The organism is Paenibacillus wynnii (genome assembly GCF_000757885.1).
GTDB lineage: Bacteria > Bacillota > Bacilli > Paenibacillales > Paenibacillaceae > Paenibacillus_AQ > Paenibacillus_AQ wynnii.
This window is the reverse complement of record NZ_JQCR01000002.1, coordinates 1,306,418-1,329,571: the sequence shown is the minus strand read 5'-3', so window position 1 is coordinate 1,329,571 and position 23,154 is coordinate 1,306,418. Positions and strand designations below refer to the sequence as shown.

The 23,154-nt window shown below is 45.5% G+C and carries 19 protein-coding genes; 16 read left to right on the top strand and 3 right to left on the bottom strand.

Annotated features, from left to right (window positions below; translation table 11 throughout):
• The first annotated feature begins 404 nt into the window (after positions 1–404).
• The 9 genes from purM (at position 405) to ilvA (ending at position 13,128) form a co-directional block, all read left to right on the top strand.
• Positions 405–1,445, top strand: a complete 1,041-nt coding sequence (gene purM / locus PWYN_RS08530; protein ID WP_036650374.1) for a phosphoribosylformylglycinamidine cyclo-ligase — start codon at positions 405–407, stop codon at positions 1,443–1,445.
• Complete coding sequence (purN, locus tag PWYN_RS08525; protein ID WP_036650372.1) at positions 1,445–2,062, top strand: phosphoribosylglycinamide formyltransferase; 618 nt, start codon at positions 1,445–1,447, stop codon at positions 2,060–2,062. Before purM ends, purN begins: the two co-directional genes overlap by 1 nt.
• A gap of 481 nt (positions 2,063–2,543) precedes the next feature.
• Positions 2,544–4,091 (top strand): bifunctional phosphoribosylaminoimidazolecarboxamide formyltransferase/IMP cyclohydrolase, encoded by a 1,548-nt coding sequence (purH, locus tag PWYN_RS08520; RefSeq protein WP_036650371.1) that lies wholly within the window; start codon positions 2,544–2,546, stop codon positions 4,089–4,091.
• Positions 4,092–4,109: 18 nt separating this feature from the next.
• Entirely contained in the window at positions 4,110–5,375 is a 1,266-nt protein-coding gene (purD, locus tag PWYN_RS08515; RefSeq protein WP_036650369.1) for a phosphoribosylamine--glycine ligase, read from the top strand.
• Between the two features lie 499 nt (positions 5,376–5,874).
• The gene (locus PWYN_RS08510) at positions 5,875–7,197 is read left to right on the top strand and encodes a YecA family protein (protein WP_036650367.1); all 1,323 of its coding nucleotides are present in this window, start codon (positions 5,875–5,877) and stop codon (positions 7,195–7,197) included.
• A 226-nt stretch (positions 7,198–7,423) separates the two neighbouring features.
• Complete coding sequence (locus PWYN_RS08505; protein WP_338049179.1) at positions 7,424–8,791, top strand: transcriptional regulator; 1,368 nt, start codon at positions 7,424–7,426, stop codon at positions 8,789–8,791.
• A 265-nt stretch (positions 8,792–9,056) separates the two neighbouring features.
• Positions 9,057–9,257 carry an aspartyl-phosphate phosphatase Spo0E family protein gene (locus PWYN_RS08500; RefSeq protein ID WP_036650363.1) on the top strand — a complete coding sequence of 67 codons (201 nt, stop codon included), beginning with the start codon at positions 9,057–9,059 and terminating at the stop codon, positions 9,255–9,257.
• Between the two features lie 194 nt (positions 9,258–9,451).
• Entirely contained in the window at positions 9,452–11,560 is a 2,109-nt protein-coding gene (locus PWYN_RS27945) for a methyl-accepting chemotaxis protein (RefSeq protein ID WP_169744098.1), read from the top strand.
• A 305-nt stretch (positions 11,561–11,865) separates the two neighbouring features.
• Complete coding sequence (gene ilvA / locus PWYN_RS08490) at positions 11,866–13,128, top strand: threonine ammonia-lyase IlvA (protein ID WP_036653566.1); 1,263 nt, start codon at positions 11,866–11,868, stop codon at positions 13,126–13,128.
• A gap of 146 nt (positions 13,129–13,274) precedes the next feature.
• On the opposite strand, the gene PWYN_RS08485 is transcribed toward ilvA, so the two are convergent.
• The 3 genes from PWYN_RS08485 to PWYN_RS08475 form a co-directional block, all read right to left on the bottom strand.
• Positions 13,275–14,726 (bottom strand): IS1182 family transposase, encoded by a 1,452-nt coding sequence (locus PWYN_RS08485; protein ID WP_036648568.1) that lies wholly within the window; start codon positions 14,724–14,726, stop codon positions 13,275–13,277.
• 388 nt (positions 14,727–15,114) lie between these two features.
• Positions 15,115–16,056: a hypothetical protein gene (locus PWYN_RS08480; protein ID WP_052087842.1), complete on the bottom strand. Its 942-nt coding sequence runs from the start codon at positions 16,054–16,056 to the stop codon at positions 15,115–15,117.
• Between the two features lie 46 nt (positions 16,057–16,102).
• Positions 16,103–16,762, bottom strand: a complete 660-nt coding sequence (locus tag PWYN_RS08475) for a DUF1129 family protein (protein WP_036650361.1) — start codon at positions 16,760–16,762, stop codon at positions 16,103–16,105.
• A gap of 179 nt (positions 16,763–16,941) precedes the next feature.
• Between PWYN_RS08475 and PWYN_RS08470 the strand changes: the two genes are divergently transcribed.
• From PWYN_RS08470 to PWYN_RS08440, 7 genes are all read left to right on the top strand, one after another.
• Positions 16,942–17,151, top strand: coding sequence for a hypothetical protein (locus PWYN_RS08470; protein ID WP_036650360.1), 210 nt, complete (start codon positions 16,942–16,944; stop codon positions 17,149–17,151).
• A 177-nt stretch (positions 17,152–17,328) separates the two neighbouring features.
• Positions 17,329–18,159, top strand: a complete 831-nt coding sequence (locus tag PWYN_RS08465; protein ID WP_036650358.1) for an alpha/beta hydrolase family protein — start codon at positions 17,329–17,331, stop codon at positions 18,157–18,159.
• An 86-nt stretch (positions 18,160–18,245) separates the two neighbouring features.
• Complete coding sequence (locus PWYN_RS08460; protein ID WP_036650357.1) at positions 18,246–19,022, top strand: DODA-type extradiol aromatic ring-opening family dioxygenase; 777 nt, start codon at positions 18,246–18,248, stop codon at positions 19,020–19,022.
• A 141-nt stretch (positions 19,023–19,163) separates the two neighbouring features.
• Entirely contained in the window at positions 19,164–20,255 is a 1,092-nt protein-coding gene (locus PWYN_RS08455; RefSeq protein ID WP_036650355.1) for a DUF3048 domain-containing protein, read from the top strand.
• Positions 20,256–20,525: 270 nt separating this feature from the next.
• Positions 20,526–21,143: a DUF47 domain-containing protein gene (locus tag PWYN_RS08450; protein WP_036650353.1), complete on the top strand. Its 618-nt coding sequence runs from the start codon at positions 20,526–20,528 to the stop codon at positions 21,141–21,143.
• A 13-nt stretch (positions 21,144–21,156) separates the two neighbouring features.
• Complete coding sequence (locus PWYN_RS08445; RefSeq protein WP_036650351.1) at positions 21,157–22,146, top strand: inorganic phosphate transporter; 990 nt, start codon at positions 21,157–21,159, stop codon at positions 22,144–22,146.
• A gap of 270 nt (positions 22,147–22,416) precedes the next feature.
• Positions 22,417–23,145, top strand: coding sequence for an amino acid ABC transporter ATP-binding protein (locus PWYN_RS08440; protein WP_036650350.1), 729 nt, complete (start codon positions 22,417–22,419; stop codon positions 23,143–23,145).
• Positions 23,146–23,154 lie beyond the last annotated feature (9 nt).

The following is a 23,154-nucleotide window of genomic DNA, read 5'->3' as shown; positions in this document are numbered from 1 at the left end:
TTTTTGATCTTACTTGCGTAGGGTGATCCCGGATGGCACTGCCGTCCGGCCACCAGTAGCTTGTGGGTTGTAGTTTTTAGTTTTTAGTTTTTAGTTTTTAGTGTGTGGAGGTGCTTGGCTTGTTCCAAGCACCGAGATCTGTTGCTCTAGGGTAGGCGTGAATTGCTTGGCTTGCAGAAGGTTTACCCGGTGGTTAGGAGAGTCATGGAGAGGAATGTGGAACTGGAGAAGCGTAGCGTTCGCCTTTATGGTTGGATTTCTACCGCGAGAGCGGTTCAAATCAGGAAATCCAACCATAACAGCGATCGGAAGTCCACATTCATCGTAATGACTCTCACAAAACCACCACCAGCCATCTGAACCCACAAACGCGCTCTAAATAATAATAAATGAGGTGTCCAATAGTGTCGGAAGCTTATAAAAATGCCGGAGTGGATATTGCGGCTGGCAACGAAGCCGTAGAACGCATGAAAAAGCACGTGAAACGCACTTACCGTCCTGAAGTGATGACGGAGCTGGGTGGATTCGGTGCACTGTTCGGACTCAATAAGGACAAGTATGATGAGCCGGTATTGGTGTCTGGAACCGACGGCGTAGGCACGAAGCTGAAGATCGCGTTCGCGGCAGACCGCCACGACACGATTGGCATTGATGCAGTAGCAATGTGTGTGAACGATATTGTCGTACAGGGCGCTGAACCGCTGTTCTTCCTCGATTACCTAGCCTGCGATAAAGTTATACCTGAGAAAATCGAAGCCATCGTAGCTGGGATCGCTGAGGGCTGTCATCAGGCCGGATGCGCACTCATCGGCGGCGAGACAGCAGAAATGCCAGGCATGTATTCAGCCGGAGAATATGACATCGCCGGATTTACAGTGGGCGTAGCGGATAAAGCCAAGCTCGTAACAGGAGCGAACATAGCGCCGGGAGATACCGTAATTGGCTTGGCTTCAAGCGGTGTGCACAGCAATGGATTTTCGCTGGTGCGTAAGCTTTTGCTGGAGGAAGACGGTTATGAATTAAACGATGTGGTAGCAGAGCTTGGAGCACCGCTTGTAGATGTTCTCTTAGCACCTACCAAGATTTACGTTAAGCCTTTGCTCTCATTATTGGAGCAGCTTACTGTGAAAGGAATGGCTCACATTACCGGAGGCGGGTTCATCGAGAACATTCCGCGCGTACTGCCTCAAAGTGTTGATGTAGAGATTAATTACGGCTCATGGCCGATCCTGCCCATCTTCAATTTGCTGCAAAGCAAAGGGAATGTAAGCAACAGGGACATGTTCACTACCTTTAACATGGGTATCGGCCTTGTGCTGGTCGTTGATGCTGCTGACGGTGAACGTGCACTGGAGCTGCTTAAAGCCAGCGGTGAGGAAGCGTATCGTATTGGCACGGTAACGGAAGGGGAACGCAAAGTTACCTTTACGGGAGCTGAAGTCTAATGCTGCAGAGTCGAATCGCTGTTTTTGCCTCCGGGCAGGGCAGTAATTTTGCTGCACTGATGGATGCACAGAAGGAAGGCAACCTTGGCGGTGGCCGCATAGAATTGCTGGTATCTGATAAGCCGGAGGCACCGGTGGCACAACGAGCGAAGGATGCAGGTATTCCTACCCTCCTGCTGCGGCCGAAGGACTTCGCCAGCCGTGAGCTTTATGAAGCTGAGATTGTAGCGGAGCTTCAGCGCCTGAAGATCGGCCTGATTGTTCTGGCTGGTTACATGCGGCTGATTACACCTGTTCTCCTAACGCCTTACAGCGGACGAATCATCAATATTCACCCCTCGCTTCTGCCGGCTTTTGCGGGGAAAGATGCAATAGGCCAAGCACTGGACTATGGTGTGAAGCTGACGGGTGTTACTGTGCATTTTGTCGACGGGGGAATGGATACCGGGCCTGTCATTGCACAACGTTGCATAGCGGTGGAGGATAACGATACCGTTGATTTGCTCTCAAAGCGCATTCATAAGGTCGAATATGAGCTGTATCCCGAGGTTGTAGGCGCTTTTGCCGCAGGAAGAATTTCTTTGGATGGAAGAAAGACGATTGTCCGCGAAAAGTGAGGTATCTTGTACTAACGGCATCCGCTCTAGCGGTAATTATCGACAAGGGTAACACAATTCTGGATAATTCCGATATTTCTCGGGAAATATCGCACTAGCGTCGATTGGTGTAATTCTATTAGATGGGCATCACGTTAAGTAGCTTGGCCCTAGATCCTTATTAATAGGTTGTTCATAAAGATTAAGAGCAACATATGAAAGTTAGAGGGAAAATACCCCACTAATTCGAGCCATTTCCTTGAATTCCGGAAGTTAGAGGGAAAATACCCCACTAATTCGGCTATTCCTTTGAGATTTCAACTGATTTGAATGATTTAGGGGGAGGGGTTCCCTCTAATTACCGCTGAAACGCTTTTAATGAAATAATAGATGGAGAAATTCCCTCTAAATTGGCGGACAGTCCAGTTAATCAGACATTTCGTCTACATGATTACCGTAAAACCCCACTAATCGCACGTAAATCGGAGGAGGACTATTCAAAGTGAGTATCAAAAGAGCGCTAGTCAGCGTATCGGATAAACAGGGCATCGTGGATTTTTGCCGCGAGCTGTCTGCATTGGGCGTAGAAATCATCTCCACAGGCGGAACAAGCACTCTTCTGGCTAAAGAAGGCGTGCCAGTCATTGGTATTTCGGATGTAACAGGTTTTCCTGAAATTATGGACGGACGCGTTAAAACGCTGCACCCTGCTGTACACAGCGGATTGCTTGCGGTTCGTGACAATGAGGAGCACACACGGCAAATGACTGAACTGGGTCTGGACTATATCGACTTGGTTGTAGTTAATTTGTATCCATTTGCAGAAACCATTGCTAAACCGGATGTGTCTTATGAGGAAGCCATCGAGAATATCGATATCGGCGGTCCAACAATGCTGCGTTCTGCGGCGAAGAATCATGCGTTCGTGAGTGTGGTTGTTGATGCGGCTGATTACAGTACTGTGCTTGAGGAAGTACGTGCAGGCGGGGATACATCCCTTAGTACACGCAAACGGCTTGCGGCAAAAGTATTCCGTCATACGGCGGCTTACGATGCCTTGATCTCCGATTATATGGCTAACGTTACTGGTGAACCTCTGCCGGAGCGCTATACGGTTACTTATGAGAAAATTCAGGACCTTCGCTATGGCGAGAATCCGCATCAGAAGGCGGCTTTTTACCGCAAGCCTCTGGCTGCACAGGATACACTGACAGCTGCTGAACAGCTGCACGGCAAAGAACTGTCCTACAACAATATCAATGATGCCAATGCTGCGCTGCAAATCGTTAAGGAATTTGAAGAACCTGCCGTGGTGGCAGTTAAGCATATGAATCCTTGTGGAGTAGGCGTAGGAGCTAGTGTATATGAAGCTTACCAAAAAGCATACAATGCTGACCCTACCTCCATCTTCGGCGGAATTGTAGCTGCGAATCGCATCGTGGATGCTGATACGGCGAATCTTCTTAAGGATATTTTCTTGGAAATCGTACTCGCACCGGGTTTCACGGATGAAGCAATGGAAATTTTGACGAAAAAGAAAAATATCCGCTTGCTCAAAATCGGCAATCTCAGCGCTGCATCCTCGCGCCAAACCAGTTTTGTCGTGACTTCCATTGAGGGCGGTATGGTCGTACAGGAAAGCGATGTGCACTCCGTAAATCCAGATGAACTTCAAGTGGTTACAGACCGTAAGCCATCTGAAGAAGAAATGAAACAGCTGCTCTTTGGCTGGAAGGTAGTTAAGCATGTGAAGTCTAATGCCATTGTATTGGCAGCAGACGACATGACAGTAGGTGTAGGTGCAGGCCAAATGAACCGGGTCGGTGCAGCTAAAATCGCGATTGAACAAGCTGGAGATAAGGCTAAGGGAGCAATTCTTGCTTCTGATGCATTTTTCCCGATGGGAGATACGCTTGAAATGGCTGCAAAGGCAGGCATCACGGCGGTTATTCAGCCGGGTGGTTCTATTAAAGACGAGGAATCCATTAAAGTTGCAAATGAATATGGCATTGCTATGGTTTTCACCGGCGTCCGCCATTTTAAACACTAGAACGCTTGGGAGGTACCTATGGATATTTTAGTAGTAGGCGGTGGCGGTCGGGAGCATGCGATTATCTGGAGTCTATCAAAGAGCACGAAGGCGGGTAAAATTTATTGTGCCCCTGGCAACGGCGGAATTGCACAGCTTGCGGAGTGCGTACCCATCGGGGTCTTTGAATTTGATCGCTTGACCGCTTTTGCGAAGGAAAAGGAAGTGGGTCTAGTTGTGATTGGACCGGATGATCCGCTTGCAGCAGGGATTGTCGATGCTTTTGAGGCTAAGGGGATCCCGGTGTTCGGGCCGCGTCGTAATGCGGCTGAGATTGAAGGCAGCAAAACCTTCATGAAGGATCTGCTCCATAAATATAATATTCCGACAGCAGCCTATCAGAAGTTCAGTGATTATGAATCGGCCCTTTCCTATTTGCGTGAGCAAGAGCTGCCAATCGTTATCAAGGCAGATGGTCTTGCGGCAGGGAAAGGTGTAACGGTAGCTTATTCGCGGGATGAGGCAGAGCAGGCATTGCTGGATATTATGGTCACTAAGGTTTTTGGTGATGCAGGTAGTCAGGTTGTCATAGAGGAATTTTTGGCGGGTCAGGAAATGTCAATTCTAGCCTTCGTGGATGGGGAGACGGTGCGTCCTATGGCCGCTGCTCAGGATCATAAACCCATATTTGATGGCGACAAGGGACCTAATACAGGTGGAATGGGCACGTATTCTCCTCTGCCGCATATCAACGATTCCATTATCCAGGAAGCCGTAGAAACGATTATCATCCCAACAGCTAAAGCCATGGTGGCTGAAGGCCGTCCTTTCAGCGGGGTATTATTTGCTGGGCTAATGATATCTCCGGACGGAAAACCCAAGACGATAGAGTTCAATGCTCGTTTTGGAGACCCTGAGACACAAGTTGTATTGCCGCGCTTGCGCACGGATTTACTGGATATTTTCCTGGCTGTGGTAGAAGGAAGATTAGCAGATATCGATATTCAGTGGAGCGACGAGGCGGCGGTATGTGTAGTCCTGGCATCGGGTGGTTATCCCGGCTCGTATCCTAAAGGAGTTCCTATTACCGGTCTTACAGATAGCGGGGAAGAACTTATCTTCCATGCAGGTACAGCCCGAGATGAGCATGGGAATTGGATTACGAATGGCGGACGGGTACTGGGTGTTGTAGGAATGGGTGCTAATATCGCTGAGGCCCGGTCTGCTGCCTACAAGAGCGCAGAGGGTATTACTTTTGCAGGAAAACAGAACCGGAATGACATCGCTGCGAAAGCTCTCGTATGAGGACAAAGGACCGGATCTTGAAAATTTTTACGTATTAAGTCCTAAAAAGGGACTGACAAGTAGTATTAGAAGTGGTATACTACAAAAAGTACGGGGGAAAATGTCCGGATATATACAGATAAAAGGCCTTTCCGATCATGGAAAGGCCTTTTTTAAAGTTTAAAGAGTGCAAATTTTCGGGGAACCCTACGAAGGTACTAGAATAACTTCGAATCCTATAGCTCCACTCTGTGGGGCTTTTTACAAATACCAGAAAGTATAAGTTTTCAGTATACTTTGCTTATATTTCTACGAGAAACGGATACCGTCCCATTAAGGACGGCAAAGCCGTTTCTTCTTGATACGGCTTGTTTAGGAATCCTGGATGCCCTGATAGGCAATACCCGATAGAAGCAAGACTGCACAAACTTCCCGTTGTGGGATATAATCATAGTGCGGATAGCGATGCGACTTGAACTTGAACCGTATAGCTAGTCACAGATTTAAGGGGGAATAAGTTTTGATAAAGGTTGGAAGAAATGAATTATGCCCGTGCGGAAGCGGGAAAAAATATAAAAGGTGCTGCATTGACAAGGAATCTTCAGTCATGGAATCATTACTTCGACTGGTGACTACGGATGAAGCTGCGGCGGCTCAAGAGGCAGAGGTCTATGAACCAACAATCTCTGAGGCTGAAAGGGTACACACTGCCGGAACTTCCAAAGGCAACCTTACGATGGCCAAGCTTAAGAAAATGGTATCCAAGGATCTGAAGTGGGACAGCCCGTCTCACGAACAGCTGGCGTTACATCTCATTGAGAGCATGAATATTGATTTCGAAAAGGAGCTTATCTCTGAGGCGCTGCTGCTCTGGAACGGATACTCACTCCGCACCAAACCTGTGGTGAAGAAAGTGGGTTCTTATTGTGCTGCCATTGAGTATTTGTTGTCACAGGAATATGGATTCCTTATAACACAGACTGATGTGGCTAAAAAGTATGAAGTCACTACAGCAACCGTTTCTCGCAATTTCAAGGAACTTCTCAGTTATGTGGAAGAGTATGGAATGGCCGGGGAGCAGGATGAGCTTCTATCCATAACAACCGGTTCCGGCACTCCCAAGGAGAAGGAGCAATATCTCTTGCACAAAGCTGGAGAAGCTACGTCCCCGAAAAAACGTATTCAGCTGGCAGAAGCGGCGCTTGAGGTTTATCCGAACAGCTGCGATGCCTATTTGATTCTAGCTGAGGAAGCAGAGAATGAGCATGAAGCACGGGCTTTCTTAAAGTCAGGGATGGAAGCTGGCAAGCGCGAGCTGGGTGATCTTTTTTTTGAGAAGAACAAAGGGTATTTCTGGGGGCTATCCGAGACTAGACCCTATATTAGAATTTGCAAAAGCTATGCAGAATCCTGCTGGTTTGGTGGAAACGGTGAAGAAGTAGCCAAGACCTTAGAACATATTCTCGAGCTTAATACAGAGGATAACACAGGTGCCCGGTACTTGCTGCTAGCCGTATATTTGTACAATAACCGTCTAAATGATGCGGATCTCATGTTGAAAAACTTCGGTAAGGATGACGCCGCTGCTGCTTTTGCCTACGATCGAATTGTGTTGGAATATAAGCGGAACGGAATTACTTCACAGCTAAAAATGCTGTACCGTATTGCTCGTAATGTGAATAAACATGTGCCTGACTATCTTCTTGGTGTTAAAAGATTACCGCATAACCTCCCCGATTTCATAGGCATGGGAGATGCCAACGAAGCTGTTGAGTATGTAATTATGCATTCCCGCCTCTGGGCAAGTTTACCGGATCTTTTAAAATGGATGCTTAAACAATAGAATGTAATATAGCGAGATCACAGCCCAAAGAGGCTGTGATTTTTTTGATTCAGCGTGTCATCTTGAAAAAAATATAATATTATACAACATGATTCCAGAAATAACGGATATTAAAATAACAATTGACCTTTGTGTATATTATGATTATATTTGTAATATTATAGGAGATTTTACCGGTTGCCATTGAGATAAAATTATCAAGTTAGGGCAATGCCGGATTTAAGGGGTGGTTTATTTGAATAATACAACCACGATACGCATCGAGCTGGAGGAATTAATAGCACGTGAAGGAATTAACTGTAGCCAATTAGGAAGAAAGGCGGGATTAAATGCTGGTACAGTAAGTTCAATTCTAAAGGGAAACAGGGTAATGGCTGTCGATCAATTAGATCGGATGACAGCGGTGCTGTGCTTGCCTAAAGGTCATTTCTATGAGCAATATATTCAGGAATGTATGGTAGAGGCTGTACCGAACTGGCGGAGAATAAGACCTCTATTGTATCGCTGTGTAGAATTGGACAAGCTGGACTGTATCCGGCAGATTGTTAATCTATTGATGGACAATTTGACGTATTCCCCTTTGCTATTTGAAGCGGCGGAGTTTTTTTTCAAAGAAGGTAAACGCAAGGCTGCTGCCCTGCTTTATGAAAGTGTAGCCGCAAGTGAGCGACGGCAGTATTCCGAAAGGCTGGCTTTTTGCCAGTATCGCTTGTTTACCCTAAAGCTAGGTGACGATCAGGAGCTGAATTACCAGGCGGCCCTGCAATTTGAACCCTTCGTAGAACGACTGGATGAAATAGACCAGCTTGATGCATTAAGAGATTTAGCCAATATATACCGTTCGTTACGTCGATGGGATAAAGTGAATTTAGTTGCAATTGAACTGGGCCATAAGGCCGGTATCCAACTTCGCTTGCGCCAGCAGACCGAGGTGAAAAGTCAAGATCAGAAGCAACCGAGCAGACCGTTGTTTGTATATCTAGCTTTCTCTAACTTGCTTCGTGGAGCCGTTTGCGATGCACGGGGGGAGCACGAACAAGCAATACAATATAACAATGCCTATTCGGATCTAAGCTGGGTGAAGGAGACAGATGCCGACACTCAACATTGGATTAAACTTTATAAAGAATGGGCTCAGGCTAATATATGCGTATCCAGTCTCATGTCCGGAAATGAAAGCGTCCTGTCTGATTATGTAACTTATATCGAGCGGAATAAAGATGAATTGCTCACAGGGCTCTTGAACATCATCAAAGCGGCTAATTGTTATGATTTTGATGTCGATGAGATTATTATTCATTTTAAAATGGAAATTATTTCCTATATCCAGGAACAGCAACAAGCTGTAGGTGTTTATACGCAGCAGACTATATCTGAACAACTGACCCGTTTTTTGTACGAAATTGCACATTATTACTTGAGGAGAGGGGGTTACACAAGCGGGTTCAAATACTTGCTGGATGGAATGAAAAAATCCTCTATTGTGAATAACGAAACATTTATGCTGAAATGTGTAAGACTTTTAGAGCGTTATCGAGATTTCGCTTCTAATGAAACGCAGGAAGAATACCAAATTATATTGAAAGAAGGATAAGACTATGAAGAGAAAATTGGCAGTACTACTTATGGCGGCTGGCTTAATATTGGTACTTACGGGTCCGATTCACAACTCTAATACAACCACCTACACAACTAATGATTGGCATGGAGGAGCTTAATCTTCTAAAAAGTGAATAGTAATGACCCAAGGCCAGCATAAGCTGGTCCTTTTTTTGTAAATAAACAACATATTTTGAAAAAAACTAAATACAAAAAAAGACATATCCCTCTAAAATAAATAGAAATAGGGAGGGGTCAGAGTGGAACCAAAAGGTTTGAAGCAAGAAATGGAAACGGCACGACAGAGACTTAATCATTTGGAGAAACGGTATGGACTAAGACATTCAAGGGTTCTTAAACAATCTATGGTGCTTGATGAGCTTATTAATGAATATAACCAGACTTATTACTCAAAAAGAAGAGAATCGATAACTAACCTCATATGTAATGTATCCTCTTAGTAATCTAAGCTGGGAAATGAAGGAAGGCTTAATTCCTCAAATCCTCTGATATAAAACCTGACATGATATACAGAATCCCTGCCGAAAGTCCGATAATAATAGTAAATGAGCGTTTTTTTGTGGGAATTAGTCGAATGATTCCGGTGAAAAATCAATCCAAGGTACTATTTTATTTGAAAAAGGCGGGATCTCCTATGAAACAACAAAAATCTCACAAAGAGAACATGAAGTCCAATTTAGTATTGAGGTTTAAAGGGATTTTAAATTCCATATCTAACATGGGTATAAGAGGGAAGTTGTTTATATCTGTGATTTTGTCTGTTGCTATCATTTTTTCGATAGTATCCCTAGTCATTTATAGCAATGCAAAGAAAATTATTATTGATGATCTACACAGTTCCTTGTCCTATGAGAAGGGGCAGATTGGTGAGAAGGTTAACCAGATGCTGCAGCCAGCTTCTGATAGCGTGCAGATGTTGAATGCTAATGCCTATGTCCGTGATTACATATCAGAGGTAAGCTCAAAAGAGACGATCAAGTCTACTTCGGGTTATAGTGAACTGATTCGCACACTGAATTTGATCAAAAAGAATAATAAGAATCTGCTTAATGTATACGTAGGCATTTCTTCCGTTAACAAGCTGATCACTCATGATGAATTCGAGCCTCCGGCAGATTATGATTTGAAAGAACGCGGCTGGTACAAGACTACTGTCCAAAACAAAGCTGTTACGGTAACAGATCCTTATATAGATGCTTTAACAGGCAAAATGGTGGTCAGTCTTAGTTCACCTATAATGGATGATAGCGGAAAAGTAATCGGTGCAGCCGGAGTGGACATTTCCACAGAACAGATTACTGAGGCACTTAGTGCTTTTAATTACAAGGGAAGTGGCTTTGCCATGCTGACTGATAAGACGGGAGCATTTATTTATCACCCAAACAGTGATTATATTCTACTCAAAAAAATGGGTGATCTTGGCGAAGATTGGAAAGCAATGGGTAACAAAATAGTGCAATGGGGCAACGATGTCATTAAAACGGATATTGATGGGGAATCCAATTATGTATCCTACGCACCTGCTGTGGATAAGCAATGGGCAGTAGCGCTGGTGGTACCGGCTAGAGATGCTGAGAGTGCACTCAATCTGTTCCAGTCAATATTCTTAATCTCTACATTTTCAGCTATTCTTATTATGGCTGTCCTGTTGTACTTTGTATCTAACAGTATATTGAAGCAGATTCCGATTCTTACAGCATCCTTCCGAACAGCCATGTCAGGGGATTTATCCGTGCGGGCAAAGGTAACCGCTAAGGGAGAAATTGCTGTATTGGCCGAAGGTTTCAATGATATGATCTCCTCCCAGCAGGAACTTATCAGAGAGATTATGAAAAATTCCAACAACATCTCAGGATCTGTAGATGCAACCGAAAAAAATGTATTCGAGCTGGATGAGAACATTGCAGATGTATCGGCAACAACTGAAGAATTATCGGCAGGTATGGAGCAGACAGCAGCTTCCATGCAGGAGATGAACGCCAGTACGATAGAAATTGAGAATGCTATTGAGAATATTGCCAGAAAAGCACAGGATGGTGCCCAATCGGCTAAGGAAATTAATGAGCGTGCTGAACGTCTTAGAGAAGGCGCAATTCAATCACGTCAGCAAGCAGATCAAATATATGGTCAAGGTGAAATCAAGCTACGGAATGCGATTGAACAATCCAGATCTATTTCACAGATTAGTGCATTGTCAGGCGCTATTCTGGAGATTGCTTCCCAGACCAATCTTCTATCGTTGAACGCATCGATTGAAGCCGCGCGGGCAGGTGAAGCGGGTAGAGGTTTTGCGGTAGTGGCTGACGAAATTCGTAAATTGGCCGAGAACTCACGTGAGACCGTATCCGAAATTCAGGAAGTAACCCACTCCGTTGTCGGCGCTGTATCTAATCTAGTAGAGGGTGCAGAGAGTATGCTCCAATTCGTAGATCAGCAAGTCCTTAAGGACTACGATGCTATGCAGGAGACAGGCCGTCAGTATAGTGAGGATGCTAAGTATGTAGAAGATCTGGTAACAGACTTCAGTGCGACCTCTGAGGAGCTTCTGGCTTCCATTCAGAATATGCTAACCGCGATTGGAGAAACAACGATTGCGACAAGTGAAGGTGCAGAAGGAGCAAGCAGCATAGCCGTTAAGGCGGAGCATATTATTAATAAGTCGGGAAGTATTGTAGCAGAGATGGAAGAAATCAAGAGCAGTACGACTAAGCTGCTGGAGACCGTATCCCGATTTAAAGCTTAAAGGTGCATGGATAACCAAGAAGAATCGATCTTGATTTGTGAAGCCGGTCATGGTGGTAAGCTGCCTAGACCGGTTTTTCGTTGAGATATAAAGGAAGTATAAGTTTTCAATATACTTTGCTTATATTTCTACGAGAAACGGAAACCTGAAAGCGATACGGAGTATCGCTGCTTCGAAAGCATAGGCTCCCATTAAGGACGACAAAGCCGTTTCTTCTTGTCAGAAGCATGACAATGCTTGAAAAAACAACCGCGGAAGAGTATGTTACAATAAGCAAAATAAACACAAGTAGAGGCGAGGATTTCATGAGAGAAGGCGAAGACCGGATCGTAGGAATGGAAGATATTGTACGAGCTCATCATATGCTGCGGGAAGTTATTGTACGGACTCCACTTCAGCGTGACGCGGTGCTGTCGGCCAAGTACAATTGCAATGTATATTTGAAGCGGGAAGATCTGCAGATCGTGCGTTCGTTCAAAATACGCGGTGCTTATCATATGATTCGCAGTTTGTCCGCTGAGGACCGGGAGAAAGGGATTGTCTGCGCCAGTGCGGGTAATCATGCACAGGGTGTGGCTTATTCATGCAAGGCACTCGGTATCAACGGTAAAGTCTATATGCCCAGTACAACCCCTAATCAAAAGGTTAAGCAGGTACGGCGATTCGGCGGGAAGAATGTTGAAGTTATTCTCAAAGGGGATACCTTCGATGATGCCTACGAGGAAGCGCTGCAAGCTTGTATAGATCATGGAATGACGCTGATTCATCCGTTTGATGAACCTAAGATCATCGCCGGTAATGGTACTATTGCCATGGAGGTTATGGAAAGTCTTGACCAGCCAGCTGACTTTGTATTTGTAACCATCGGTGGCGGCGGTCTGGCTGCAGGCATAGCTACTTATATGAAGACGGTTAGTCCTTCTACCAAGGTCATTGGTGTAGAGCCCTTAGGGGCAGCTTCCATGAGTGAGGCGCTACTCCGTGGAGAAGTAGTTACGCTGAAGGAAATTAATAAGTTTGTGGATGGAGCTGCTGTAAAGCGTGTCGGTGGACTAACCTTCGATATTTGCTCAAGGCATCTGGATGACGTTGTGAAAGTACCGGAGGGTAAAGCCTGCACAACCATTCTGGAGCTGTATAACGAGAATGCAATTGTAGTGGAGCCAGCGGGTGCTTTGCCAATCGCAGCACTGGATATGTACCGTGAGCAAATTGTCGGTAAAACGGTAGTTTGTATTGTTAGCGGCGGCAACAATGATATTGACCGGATGCAGGAGATTAAGGAGCGCTCATTGATCTATGAAGGTCTGAAGCATTACTTCATGGTTAACTTCCCACAGCGGGCGGGCGCTTTACGTGAATTCCTCTCGGAGGTACTCGGTCCTGATGACGATATCACCCGTTTCGAGTACACGAAGAAAAATGACAAGGAGAACGGTCCTGCCCTAGTCGGTATTGAACTTCTTTCCAAAGAAGCCTATGCACCGCTTATCGAACGAATGGAGCAAAAAGGTGTAAGCTACCTAGAGATAAACAAGGATTTGAACTTGTTCAATATGCTTATCTAATTCAAAAGCCCGTCCCGGGAAATGGGAGGCCACTGAAGAACTAACCATTTTGGATTAAGTGCTTCGTCACATTCAAAAAGAAGCATCACCCCCTCAGGGAAGATGTCTTCTTTTTGCTGTATTTGGCTGCACAACCATAATCCTTATTAGTCGTGTAGCTTCAAAATCCTCTTCAGATTAACTGCGAATATCGCCATTGCTCCTTGTAGCTCCATGCCTAAGAGACCCGAGGATATGGCTACATCGTACCCGTGTCTGTGTTTCAGTTCGCTATTCTTGGCTTCAATCTTGTACCGTTCTTTTGACTTGTCTTTGAAATAGTCGCTCTCTTGGAAAGCCATTTGCTCCGAATGCTCGTCGGACTTTATGCTCACGGAATAGGTTTTCGTCTTGGATCCTTCCTTGTAGCACCCTTCTTTGAATGGACATCGCTTGCACTTCTCTACGTCAAAATAATACGTGACCACCTGGTTTTTACCGACACCCTTCTTTCCTTGCCGTGCTTTGCGGATCGCCATGTGGCCGGCCTTGCAGACATACAGGTCAGCGTCTTTGTTGAACTCAAACTCATCTTCTTTCTTGCGGTTCCCTTGCGTAATCATCGGGTTTAATTTGGCCACCAGTTCCATGTCGTTCGTCTTTGTATAGATGAGATTGTCCTTCTCCGAATAAGCCGTATCTCCAATTACCGTTCGGACGTCCATCCCCGTGGCTTTACTTTTTTCAATCAGATCTTGCAGTTGTTTACCGTCATTCTTTTCGCCCGTTGTAACAATGGCCGCTGTAATAATGCGTTCCTCTGTCATAGCCAAGTGAGTTTTGTATCCGAAAAAGGACGAGTCCGCACTTTTGTGCCCGACCCGCGCATCCGCGTCTTCTGCGATTCGAAGCTGCTCCACATCATCCTCCACGGTTTCCTTTAGCAGGTTTAGCGGTTCTTGCAGTTTCGGTACCAATGGTAGGCCCAATTCGTTTTCGACGGTATGTATGAGTTTGTTGCAGTAGGAGATCTCGTCTTCCAACACTGTGCTGGTATTCTTCGTCGGCAGCTTAGTCTTGACGGATTCGTCCATCGCATAGAGAGCTTTGCGTACTTTCCGGGCCCGGTCCTGAAGGATCTCTTGCGGAGACTTCTGGTTGTAGCGCGCTTTGGTATGGGTTGCGTCCACAATAATTGCAGTGCTCTTCAGGATTCCTATCTCAATGGCGAGTGTCACGGTTTTCCCAATGAGTAAGTCCAGCATATTCATGTTTTTCAGGCGTAGCTTGCGGAACTTGGTTAAGGAGCTGGGATCCATAACCGGGTCCTCTGGCGCCATCCCCAGAAAATACTTAAAGGACAGGTCATACCGGGACCGTTCCACGATGTCCACGTCAGACAATTCAAATATTGCTTTAAGGAGCAAGTATTTAAACATCCGAATCGGGTCGATGGCATTACGCCCGTTATCGAGGCAATAGTTCACTTGAAGTTCTTCGTAGATAAATGAAAAATCTACAAGTTCGTTGATTTGCCGAAGCAAGTTATCCTTCGGCACTACCATATTGTAGAGTTCGATGTATGGACTCAACACCAAGGTCTGTTGTTTCTGAATCATTCCGGCTCACCTATTTCCCCCATGATACTTAAGTATACAGGAAAAAGGTGCAGTTCCTCCTTTTTGTAAGGAGTAACTGCACCTTTTTTAAAATCACTTTTTCAGTGGCCCCGGGAAATGGGACGGGCTTTTCTATGTTATAGGAGGGGGCTCACCTTTTCCAGAAGAGTTAATTGCAGTTTGTGCAACTAAAATTAGGTTTTTACTCCTGTAACGGCAAATAGTTGCAGTTTGTACAGCTATATTGGCTGGGTAGGGCCAGATATCCTGTACTGACGGGATTTAGTTGCATAATCTACAACTAAACCCTCTATGAGGTGAAATTTTGTTTAAATAGCTGCATTCTATGCAGCTATTTAGTTATAGGCATAGATATGCGGAGCTGTGTTTATTCTTTTTCTACTGGAACTTCCTTGCCCAGATACTGCTCAATAGCATTATCCAGCGTATAGCCGTTTTCCTTCAGGAGCAGCATGAACCCCTCGAGCTTATCCAAAAAGGGAGTCTGGTCTTCACGCTTACTCAGAAGTACGGAATAAGCTTTCTGCGCCTCCAGGTCCATCTCTAAGTTATCGTAATGAAAGAGCGGCGTATTGTTCAGTCCATAGAAGGTATATACCAAATACATTTGGTATAACAACTTCACTGCCGTAACCCGGTTGGATCGCGGATAGGCCTTAATAAAGCTCTCTTGGGACAACGCACGGGAGGCCACCTCGGTCCAAGCGATAATCAGACCGTTGTCCTTCGCTGAGGGAAGTTCTGATTCGACCGCCATAATCGAGATATAATCACGAATGTCATCGGTGACGTACAGCTTATATTTGCGGTAGGCTCCGTAATCAATGACTGGAAAAAAAGATCCTTCCATTCTTTCTAGCTTATATCCGCTTTCTCCGGCTGTCTCTAAAAGGATACGTAACTGGCCGTCCTGTGTCTCTTTAGCCAGCAGGGTCATACTGAGACCTGGTTTATAAACTGCACTCAGCTTCCGCTGGACATCACTGCTGGAAAATTTGCTTTTCCATGAGCTAAGCACTGCTTTATGGGTATTCTCCAGCTTCAAGGTCATAATTGTCGCTCGATAGGAGCCCACAGCATACATATTATGGTTTAGATAGGAGATGGCCTTAGGCAGTTGATCTGCAGAGTTCAGGAGAGGCAGGGAAGCTCTGTAGACCGCTTCAGCATGACTACTTCTAGTAGTTATTGTAGACGGCTTGGTACCCTCTGTTGAGGGTGCGGCTGCAAACGCTTGATTGGATGCCCCTGCATTAAGCCCTATAGCTACTGCAACAGCCGCTGTTAGAATCGAAAATTTCTTATTCATTATTAATGGATTCCTCCCTATTACCCGGAATGGAATGCGGATATTATTACTTAAGAAATATGAATTTTAGTCCGAGTAATCCGGCGATGGATAGAATCAGGCTGACCCAGGGGGAAAGGGCAAAAGGCGGAAACAGCTGACTTAGATATAAACCTGCATAGATAACAACAACAGCAATAGCTATATAGACACCAAAACCCTTGATATTGAATTTGCCCACTCGGGGAGCATCGGTATCAGACAAGGACGACATCCATTTCATAATCATTTCAATGAATATGATAGAACCTAAACCGACAGAAAGAAGCGTGAATAGGCTAATCTGACCGAACATACCCGCTGATCCGGTGGTCCACTCTGATATTAAGCCGACGATCGCCATGACACCGAATAACAAGGTGAGGGCTGTCCAAGGAATCATCAGGTAATAATTCAATTTACTGCGAGCGGGACGGGAGGGGGTGGTTTCTATAACCTCCTTGAAATAGGCTTCCGGATCGTCGCCGAAGACTTGTGTAGCAGTGTTCCCTTTTTTCTGTGCTATAAGCATTTGCTGAGCAGCCTCTAGCAGCAGCTCCTCTGTTCGCAGGGGGTCTACTCTGCTTGCCCGCAGCACCAAAATCATATCTTCAAGATAAGAACGATTAAATGGTGTCATTTGTTCCCGCAAGCGATTATTTTCCTTAATCATTTCTTTAACTTTCATAACGTAGGGGTAAACCTCCAGTGTCGATAAGAATCAGACGGTCTTTACACAAGAGTATACGGTGGCCTGACAGGTCGTGCAAGGACAAGCTCTACTAATGCATAATCCTGGTCGAAAAGTGAACACTGATAGGAGTTTGAAAAAATATAGGCACAACTCTGGAGGTAGGCGGAATACTTATGGAACAAGATGAGTTTGAGGTGAACGGAACGGACGTAGGTGTCACTCCTGATATGATTACCGGTGATCCATTGGAGGAGTTTGGCGAAGGCGAGGCTAAGAACGAATCCGAATTATGGGAATGTGCTCCCGGAAGCCCGGAAGAGTGGCTTAAGTCTTGGGATGGAAGACAGAAGACACACGATATGTTCCATAGAAGCTATGAGTAAGGCCCTATAAGAGGGTGAGGGTCCTAACCTCTTTTGTTCCTGGTGAACGAAAGGGGTTTTTCGATTTATTTATTGACAGCATGACTTCAAAAAAGATACTATAAGAATATAATTCATACTAAATTAATCGGAATAATTATAATTTAAAATATATGAAGTTTCAAGGGAGGAACAAACATGGAACGGTCCATTGTAATCCGGCATAATCAACAAGAGCTGACGGCAAGTCTACACTATCCCACAAAAGAAAAGAGTACTTCTGGGCGCTGCAAGGATCGAGTACCTTTGGCAGTCATCTGCCACGGGTTTATCGGCAGCCGGATCGGTGTGGACCGTATCTTTGTTAAAGCCGCCCGTGAACTGGCACAGGAAGGATATTTGGTTATCCGGTTTGATTATATCGGGTGCGGGGAGAGTACCGGTACCTATGGCAGTGAGGATATGGAATCCCTGATTGCCCAGACCAAGGCCGTGCTTGATTATGGGCTCAGCGCCGGTGATGTAGATCCTACCCGTGTGACACTTATCGGTCATAGTTTAGGCGGGGCGGTGGCCTTGCTGACAGCCGTTCGGGATCGTCGAGTTAAGAATCTAGTGCTTTGGTCAGCCGTTGGCTATCCCTTTAATGATATTGTGAAAATTGTGGGACGGGAAGCCTATGATACAGCCGTAAAAAGCGGGTCGGCCGACCATGCAGGTTACACCTTTACGCCTGCTTATTTTAATTCATTGGCTGCCTTCCAGCCGTTTCAAGAAACCGGAAAATTTGGCGGCGATGTACTTGTCATTCACGGTACTTCTGATGATGTTATTCCGGTTGATTATGCCTTTCTGTACCAGAAGTTATTCTGGACTCGGCCAGAGGGACGGTGCGATAAAGAAATTATATTTCAGGCTGATCATACCTTCTCTTCAGGCCCTGCACAGGAGCAAGTTCTCAAGCGGACGATCGATTGGATGAACCAACAGGAGCATATCCAACAGGAGTGGCAAAATTGGATGATCTAACGGCTTGTCCTCCACTCGCATTCATCGGACAGAAGCTGTAAAATAAAGGTGCAGGCCATAAACTGGGTTATGGAGGTTGGCACCCTATGAAATTACCGGCATTTTTTATCGCGCATGGATCCCCGTTGCTTGCCCTAGAGGATAATGACTATACTCGTTTCCTTGCAAGGTTAGGTCAGGATCTTCCATTGCCCCGAGGCATCGTAGTATTCTCAGCACATTGGGACAGCCCCGAGCAGTTGGTTACGGTGGATGGACAGCATGAGACACAGCATGATTTCTACGGCTTCCCTGATGAAATGTATGAACTGGTTTATCCGGCCCCTGGTGATCCTCTTCTTAGCCGCAGAATTTGCGAGCTGTTTAAGAAGCATAATTTGGCCCATCAACCCATTCTTGGGCGGGGTTTGGATCATGGTGTATGGGTGATTTTGCAGAAAATGTTTCCTAAAGCCGATATCCCGGTAGTTGCATTATCCGTGGATTCGCTCCGTTCTCCTAGTGAGCAGTATGAGATCGGGCGGATGTTAGCACCGTTGCGGGATGAAGGGATATTGTTCATTGGAAGCGGAGGATTGATTCACAATCTAAGGCTGCTGAGTGAGAAGGATCAACCCGAAGACTGGGCGCTAAGCTTTGATGAATGGATTGCCAAGTCCTTGGAGGCTTGGGACCTGCCTTCGCTGTTTGCGTACGAGAAGAAAGCACCGCATGTCCGTGAAGCGGTTCCCTCTTACGGTAGAGAGCATTTCGTTCCGCTCTTTTACGCCATGGGTACAGCAGATGAAGGAAGGCGGGCTCAGCGTATGATTCAAGCCTATCAATACGGTACGCTGAGTCTGAACTGCTGGATGCTGGATTAAATAAAAGATGATGCAGGGTATGGCCGGGTACTGAGGCTATACCCTGTTTTAATATAAGGTGCTTCATAATCAAGACAAATGGAGCAGGCTATGATTAAATGGAAGGAAGTGCAATACCTTCAAAGGAGGAAAAACCATTTAATGAAAGTGAATCGCTCGTTTCACCCTCTTATCACCGGCCTTATTCTTACGACTCTGCTGCTCTCCGCCTGCGGATCCCAGACTGCTAACGATAACATTGTCCCAGCAGTTGAGACTTCTGCTGATCCACTGCCAGTGGTCTCTCCACAATCCTCACCTACGGCAGATCCTGCTGCAGCTCCGGTTTCCGGCCTTACGGGATTGTCGGTTACAGAATCCGCACTCCCGCGGCCCTTATCTGTAATGATTAATAATGCTCCTGCCGCTCGGCCTCAGTCGGGAGTAAGTGAAGCTGACATTCTATATGAGGTGCTTGCCGAAGGCGGGGTTACGCGACTGATCGGAATCTTTCAAAGTCATACAGGGGTTGTCAAGATCGGGCCGATCCGCAGTATCCGTCCCTATCTGATTGATCTCGGAGGAAGCTATGGTGGAGTGACCGTGCATGCAGGCGGCAGCCAGGCAGCGTATGCCATTTTGCAGAAAGAAAAGAAAGAGGATATGGATGAGATTGGGCGGGCCGGAGCGTATTTCTGGCGGGATAAGAGTCGGAAAGCTCCCCATAATCTTTACAGCAATGTAGACAAACTATGGGAAGGTGCGGACAAGCTAGGTTACGCCAAGGATACTAGTGTTCCAGCGTACTCGTTCAACAATCCGGATTATGTACCGATCGGCGGGGAGGCTGCTGCCGAATTCAACGTTTATTTTCTTCTCAAAAGCTACACCTTGGACTACAAATATGATCCCGAACGACGGACGTTCCTAAGATGGGTGAACGGTAAGCCGCATATGGATCTGAATAATAACAATCCGGTTGAGGCTGCGAATGTAATCGTATTGGGCGCTGATCATAAGGTGCTTGATGAGGTGGGACGGCTTCAGATCGATGTTGAACTAGGCGGAGAGGCTGTGCTTTTTCAACGCGGACAAGCGATTAAGGGCAGATGGACGCGGAAGCCAAACGATTTGATCCGGTTTGTTAAGGATGGACAGGAAGCGCTGTTATATCCGGGAGTCACACACTTTTTAATTGTGCCGAATTCTCCAACCTTCAGCAACCATGTAACGTACGGTCAGCCGCAAAAGTAATTAGTAAAGAATTTGTGTATGGGGAAGAGTAAATAGTAAATGAATAACCCGCAGAACATCTCCATTAAGTCCCAATACTTCCTGTGTTTGCGGATTCTTATTGTAGATACTGCCAATTGTTAAGATAGTGTCAAAAAGTTCATTTCTAATGGTTACATCCCTGTATCGGATATGATAAGATAACAAAGGTTGTCATTCATTTTACATTCTGTTTACATATGAATGAGAATAGTTTTTCGCTGTGACTTTACGTAAAGGGGTTTAAATTAGATGAAGTTGAGAAAAAAGGACATTTTTTTTGAGACGCTCGAAAACATGGCGGATACAATTGTCCAAGCGGCAGATTACTTTGCTCAGAATATTACCACTCTCAAGGAGAATGTGGAGATTTTTGCCGGTGTGATGAAGAAGTACGAATCTCAATGCGATTCTTACACGCACACCATTATTAAGGAATTAAACAAGACGTTCATTACGCCACTAGAACGTGACGACATATTGGACCTCACCACAAGTATGGACGATGTCATCGACGGCCTGGAGGCTTCAGCCTCGCGCTTTTATATGTATAACCTTCTTGACGCGGATGAGTATATTATCCAGTTCGCAGAAATTCTGCGTCAGTCTGCTTATGAAATCCAAAAGGCTATTCACTTGCTGTCCCAGAAGAAACTACTGGCTATCCGGGAGTATACTATTCGTCTGAATGATCTGGAGAACCAAGGTGATGAAGTCCTACGGATTTGTACGAAAGAATTGTTCGAAAAGGTAAAGGACCCTATTGAGCTGATTAAGCGCAAAGAGCTTTACGAACGGTTGGAGACAACTACCGATAAATGCGAAGATGTAGCCAACATGTTGGAATCAATCATCATGCGCAACTCATAAGGGGCTCTTAACTATGGATACATCATTATTTGTACTAGGCTTAGTAATATTTCTCGCGCTTGCGTTTGACTTCATCAATGGCTTTCATGACACAGCTAACGCAATCGCTACCTCTGTCTCCACGCGGGCGCTAACCCCGCGAACTGCAATTGTTATGGCAGCTTCCATGAACTTTATTGGGGCATTGATGTTTACTGGAGTTGCTAAGAAAATTGGTGGAAGTATCACCGACCCGGCTCAACTAGACAACGGAATTGAGATCGTAATCGCGACATTGATTGCTGCGATTATCTGGAACTTAGCTACATGGTGGTTTGGGATTCCTTCTTCCTCCTCGCATGCATTGATTGGAGCATTAGCAGGTGCGGTCTTCGTGGGCGCAGGTTCTGACCATATCAAATGGGGCGGCTTCAAGGATATCGTGCTGGGCTTGGTACTGTCACCGCTTATTGCATTCGCTATTGGTTATGTGGTTATGACGATATTGAAATGGATCTTCGCCAAGCACAGTCCACATACGGTTAATAAAGGTTTCCGTTCCATGCAGATCCTTACTGCTGCATTCCAAGCCTTTACTCATGGTACAAATGATGCGCAGAAGGCAATGGGGATCATTACCTTTGCACTGGTGACTTCGGGTAATCTGGAATCTATGGAAGTTCCGTTGTGGGTTAAGATTTCTGCGGCTACAGCCATGGCGCTTGGAACATCTGTTGGCGGCTGGAAGATTATCAAGACGATGGGAACGAAGATTTTCAAAATCGAACCGATTAACGGTTTCGCGGCAGATATTTCTGCTGCTTCGGTTATATTCTCAGCCACGTTGCTGCATTTACCCGTGAGTACAACGCATGCCATTACATCTGCAATTTTGGGTGTAGGTTCAGCTAAGCGTTTCTCCGCAGTGAAATGGGGAGTTGCCGGACGTATCGTGGTAACTTGGTTTATTACGATTCCAATCAGTGCTGTGTTAGCGGGATTGATCTTCAAAATTCTTTTCTAGAACTTCGACAGGGTTTGTCTGATCGTAGAATATTCTACGAGAGGACAGGCTCTTTTTTTTCGAATTCAAGAGAGGAATGTCACAAAAAGTCACAAGAGAGTGATAAAAAACATTAATCAGGCAGAAAAGAAAATGAAATATCTCACGTTTTGAAAAGAAAATGACATGATAATTTAATTATGTACATAGTTTTTTGTAGTTTTTCATAGTCTCTAGGATAAAGTGTGTTTTAAGTGTTACTATAGTTAACAGAACGAAGGAGGCCTGGCGATGATCGATTTTCATCAGGTAGAAAAGCATTATGGACATTTCCACGTACTCAAAAGTATAGACCTACATGTTCAGGAAGGTGAAGTGGTAGTAGTGGTGGGTCCGTCTGGATCCGGCAAAAGCACTATGCTCCGCTGCATTAACCGCCTGGAGACGATTACTAGCGGGGATCTGACGGTTACCAATTTAACGGTTAATGACCGCAAAACGGATATAAATAAGCTGCGAAAAGATATCGGTATGGTATTTCAGCATTTTAATCTATACCCACATAAAAGAGTAATCGATAACATTACACTGGCTCCTATTAAGGTGCTAGGTCTATCTAAAGCAGAAGCTGAAAAGACGGCTATGTATTACTTGGAGAAGGTGGGTATCGCTGATAAAGCGCAGGCCTATCCATCCCAATTATCCGGTGGACAGCAGCAGCGTGTAGCTATCGCGAGAGGTCTCGCCATGAAACCGAAAATCATGCTGTTTGACGAGCCGACTTCGGCGCTTGATCCAGAAATGGTCGGGGAAGTGTTGGATGTTATGCGTGCGTTGGCCCGTGAGGGAATGACGATGGTTGTCGTTACGCATGAGATGGGTTTTGCCCGAGAGGTAGCGGATCGTGTGATATTCATGGATCAGGGGCAGATCGTGGAAGAAGCAGAACCGGAACAATTTTTTGCAAGCCCGCGAGAAGAACGTACACAGACCTTTCTTAGTCGTGTATTAAGTCATTAAAAAATATAA

What these genes read in the sequence shown, in the direction of transcription:
- PWYN_RS08445 (WP_036650351.1), top strand. Translation starts at nt 21,157, where the DNA reads ATGGATACATCATTATTTGTACTAGGCTTAGTAATATTTCTCGCGCTT.
- purD (WP_036650369.1), top strand. Translation starts at nt 4,110, where the DNA reads ATGGATATTTTAGTAGTAGGCGGTGGCGGTCGGGAGCATGCGATTATC.
- PWYN_RS27945 (WP_169744098.1), top strand. Translation starts at nt 9,452, where the DNA reads ATGAAACAACAAAAATCTCACAAAGAGAACATGAAGTCCAATTTAGTA.
- PWYN_RS08475 (WP_036650361.1), bottom strand. Translation starts at nt 16,762, where the DNA reads ATGAAAGTTAAAGAAATGATTAAGGAAAATAATCGCTTGCGGGAACAA.
- purN (WP_036650372.1), top strand. Translation starts at nt 1,445, where the DNA reads ATGCTGCAGAGTCGAATCGCTGTTTTTGCCTCCGGGCAGGGCAGTAAT.
- PWYN_RS08455 (WP_036650355.1), top strand. Translation starts at nt 19,164, where the DNA reads ATGAAAGTGAATCGCTCGTTTCACCCTCTTATCACCGGCCTTATTCTT.
- ilvA (WP_036653566.1), top strand. Translation starts at nt 11,866, where the DNA reads ATGAGAGAAGGCGAAGACCGGATCGTAGGAATGGAAGATATTGTACGA.
- PWYN_RS08470 (WP_036650360.1), top strand. Translation starts at nt 16,942, where the DNA reads ATGGAACAAGATGAGTTTGAGGTGAACGGAACGGACGTAGGTGTCACT.
- PWYN_RS08450 (WP_036650353.1), top strand. Translation starts at nt 20,526, where the DNA reads ATGAAGTTGAGAAAAAAGGACATTTTTTTTGAGACGCTCGAAAACATG.
- PWYN_RS08485 (WP_036648568.1), bottom strand. Translation starts at nt 14,726, where the DNA reads ATGATTCAGAAACAACAGACCTTGGTGTTGAGTCCATACATCGAACTC.
- PWYN_RS08465 (WP_036650358.1), top strand. Translation starts at nt 17,329, where the DNA reads ATGGAACGGTCCATTGTAATCCGGCATAATCAACAAGAGCTGACGGCA.
- PWYN_RS08480 (WP_052087842.1), bottom strand. Translation starts at nt 16,056, where the DNA reads ATGAATAAGAAATTTTCGATTCTAACAGCGGCTGTTGCAGTAGCTATA.
- PWYN_RS08440 (WP_036650350.1), top strand. Translation starts at nt 22,417, where the DNA reads ATGATCGATTTTCATCAGGTAGAAAAGCATTATGGACATTTCCACGTA.
- PWYN_RS08460 (WP_036650357.1), top strand. Translation starts at nt 18,246, where the DNA reads ATGAAATTACCGGCATTTTTTATCGCGCATGGATCCCCGTTGCTTGCC.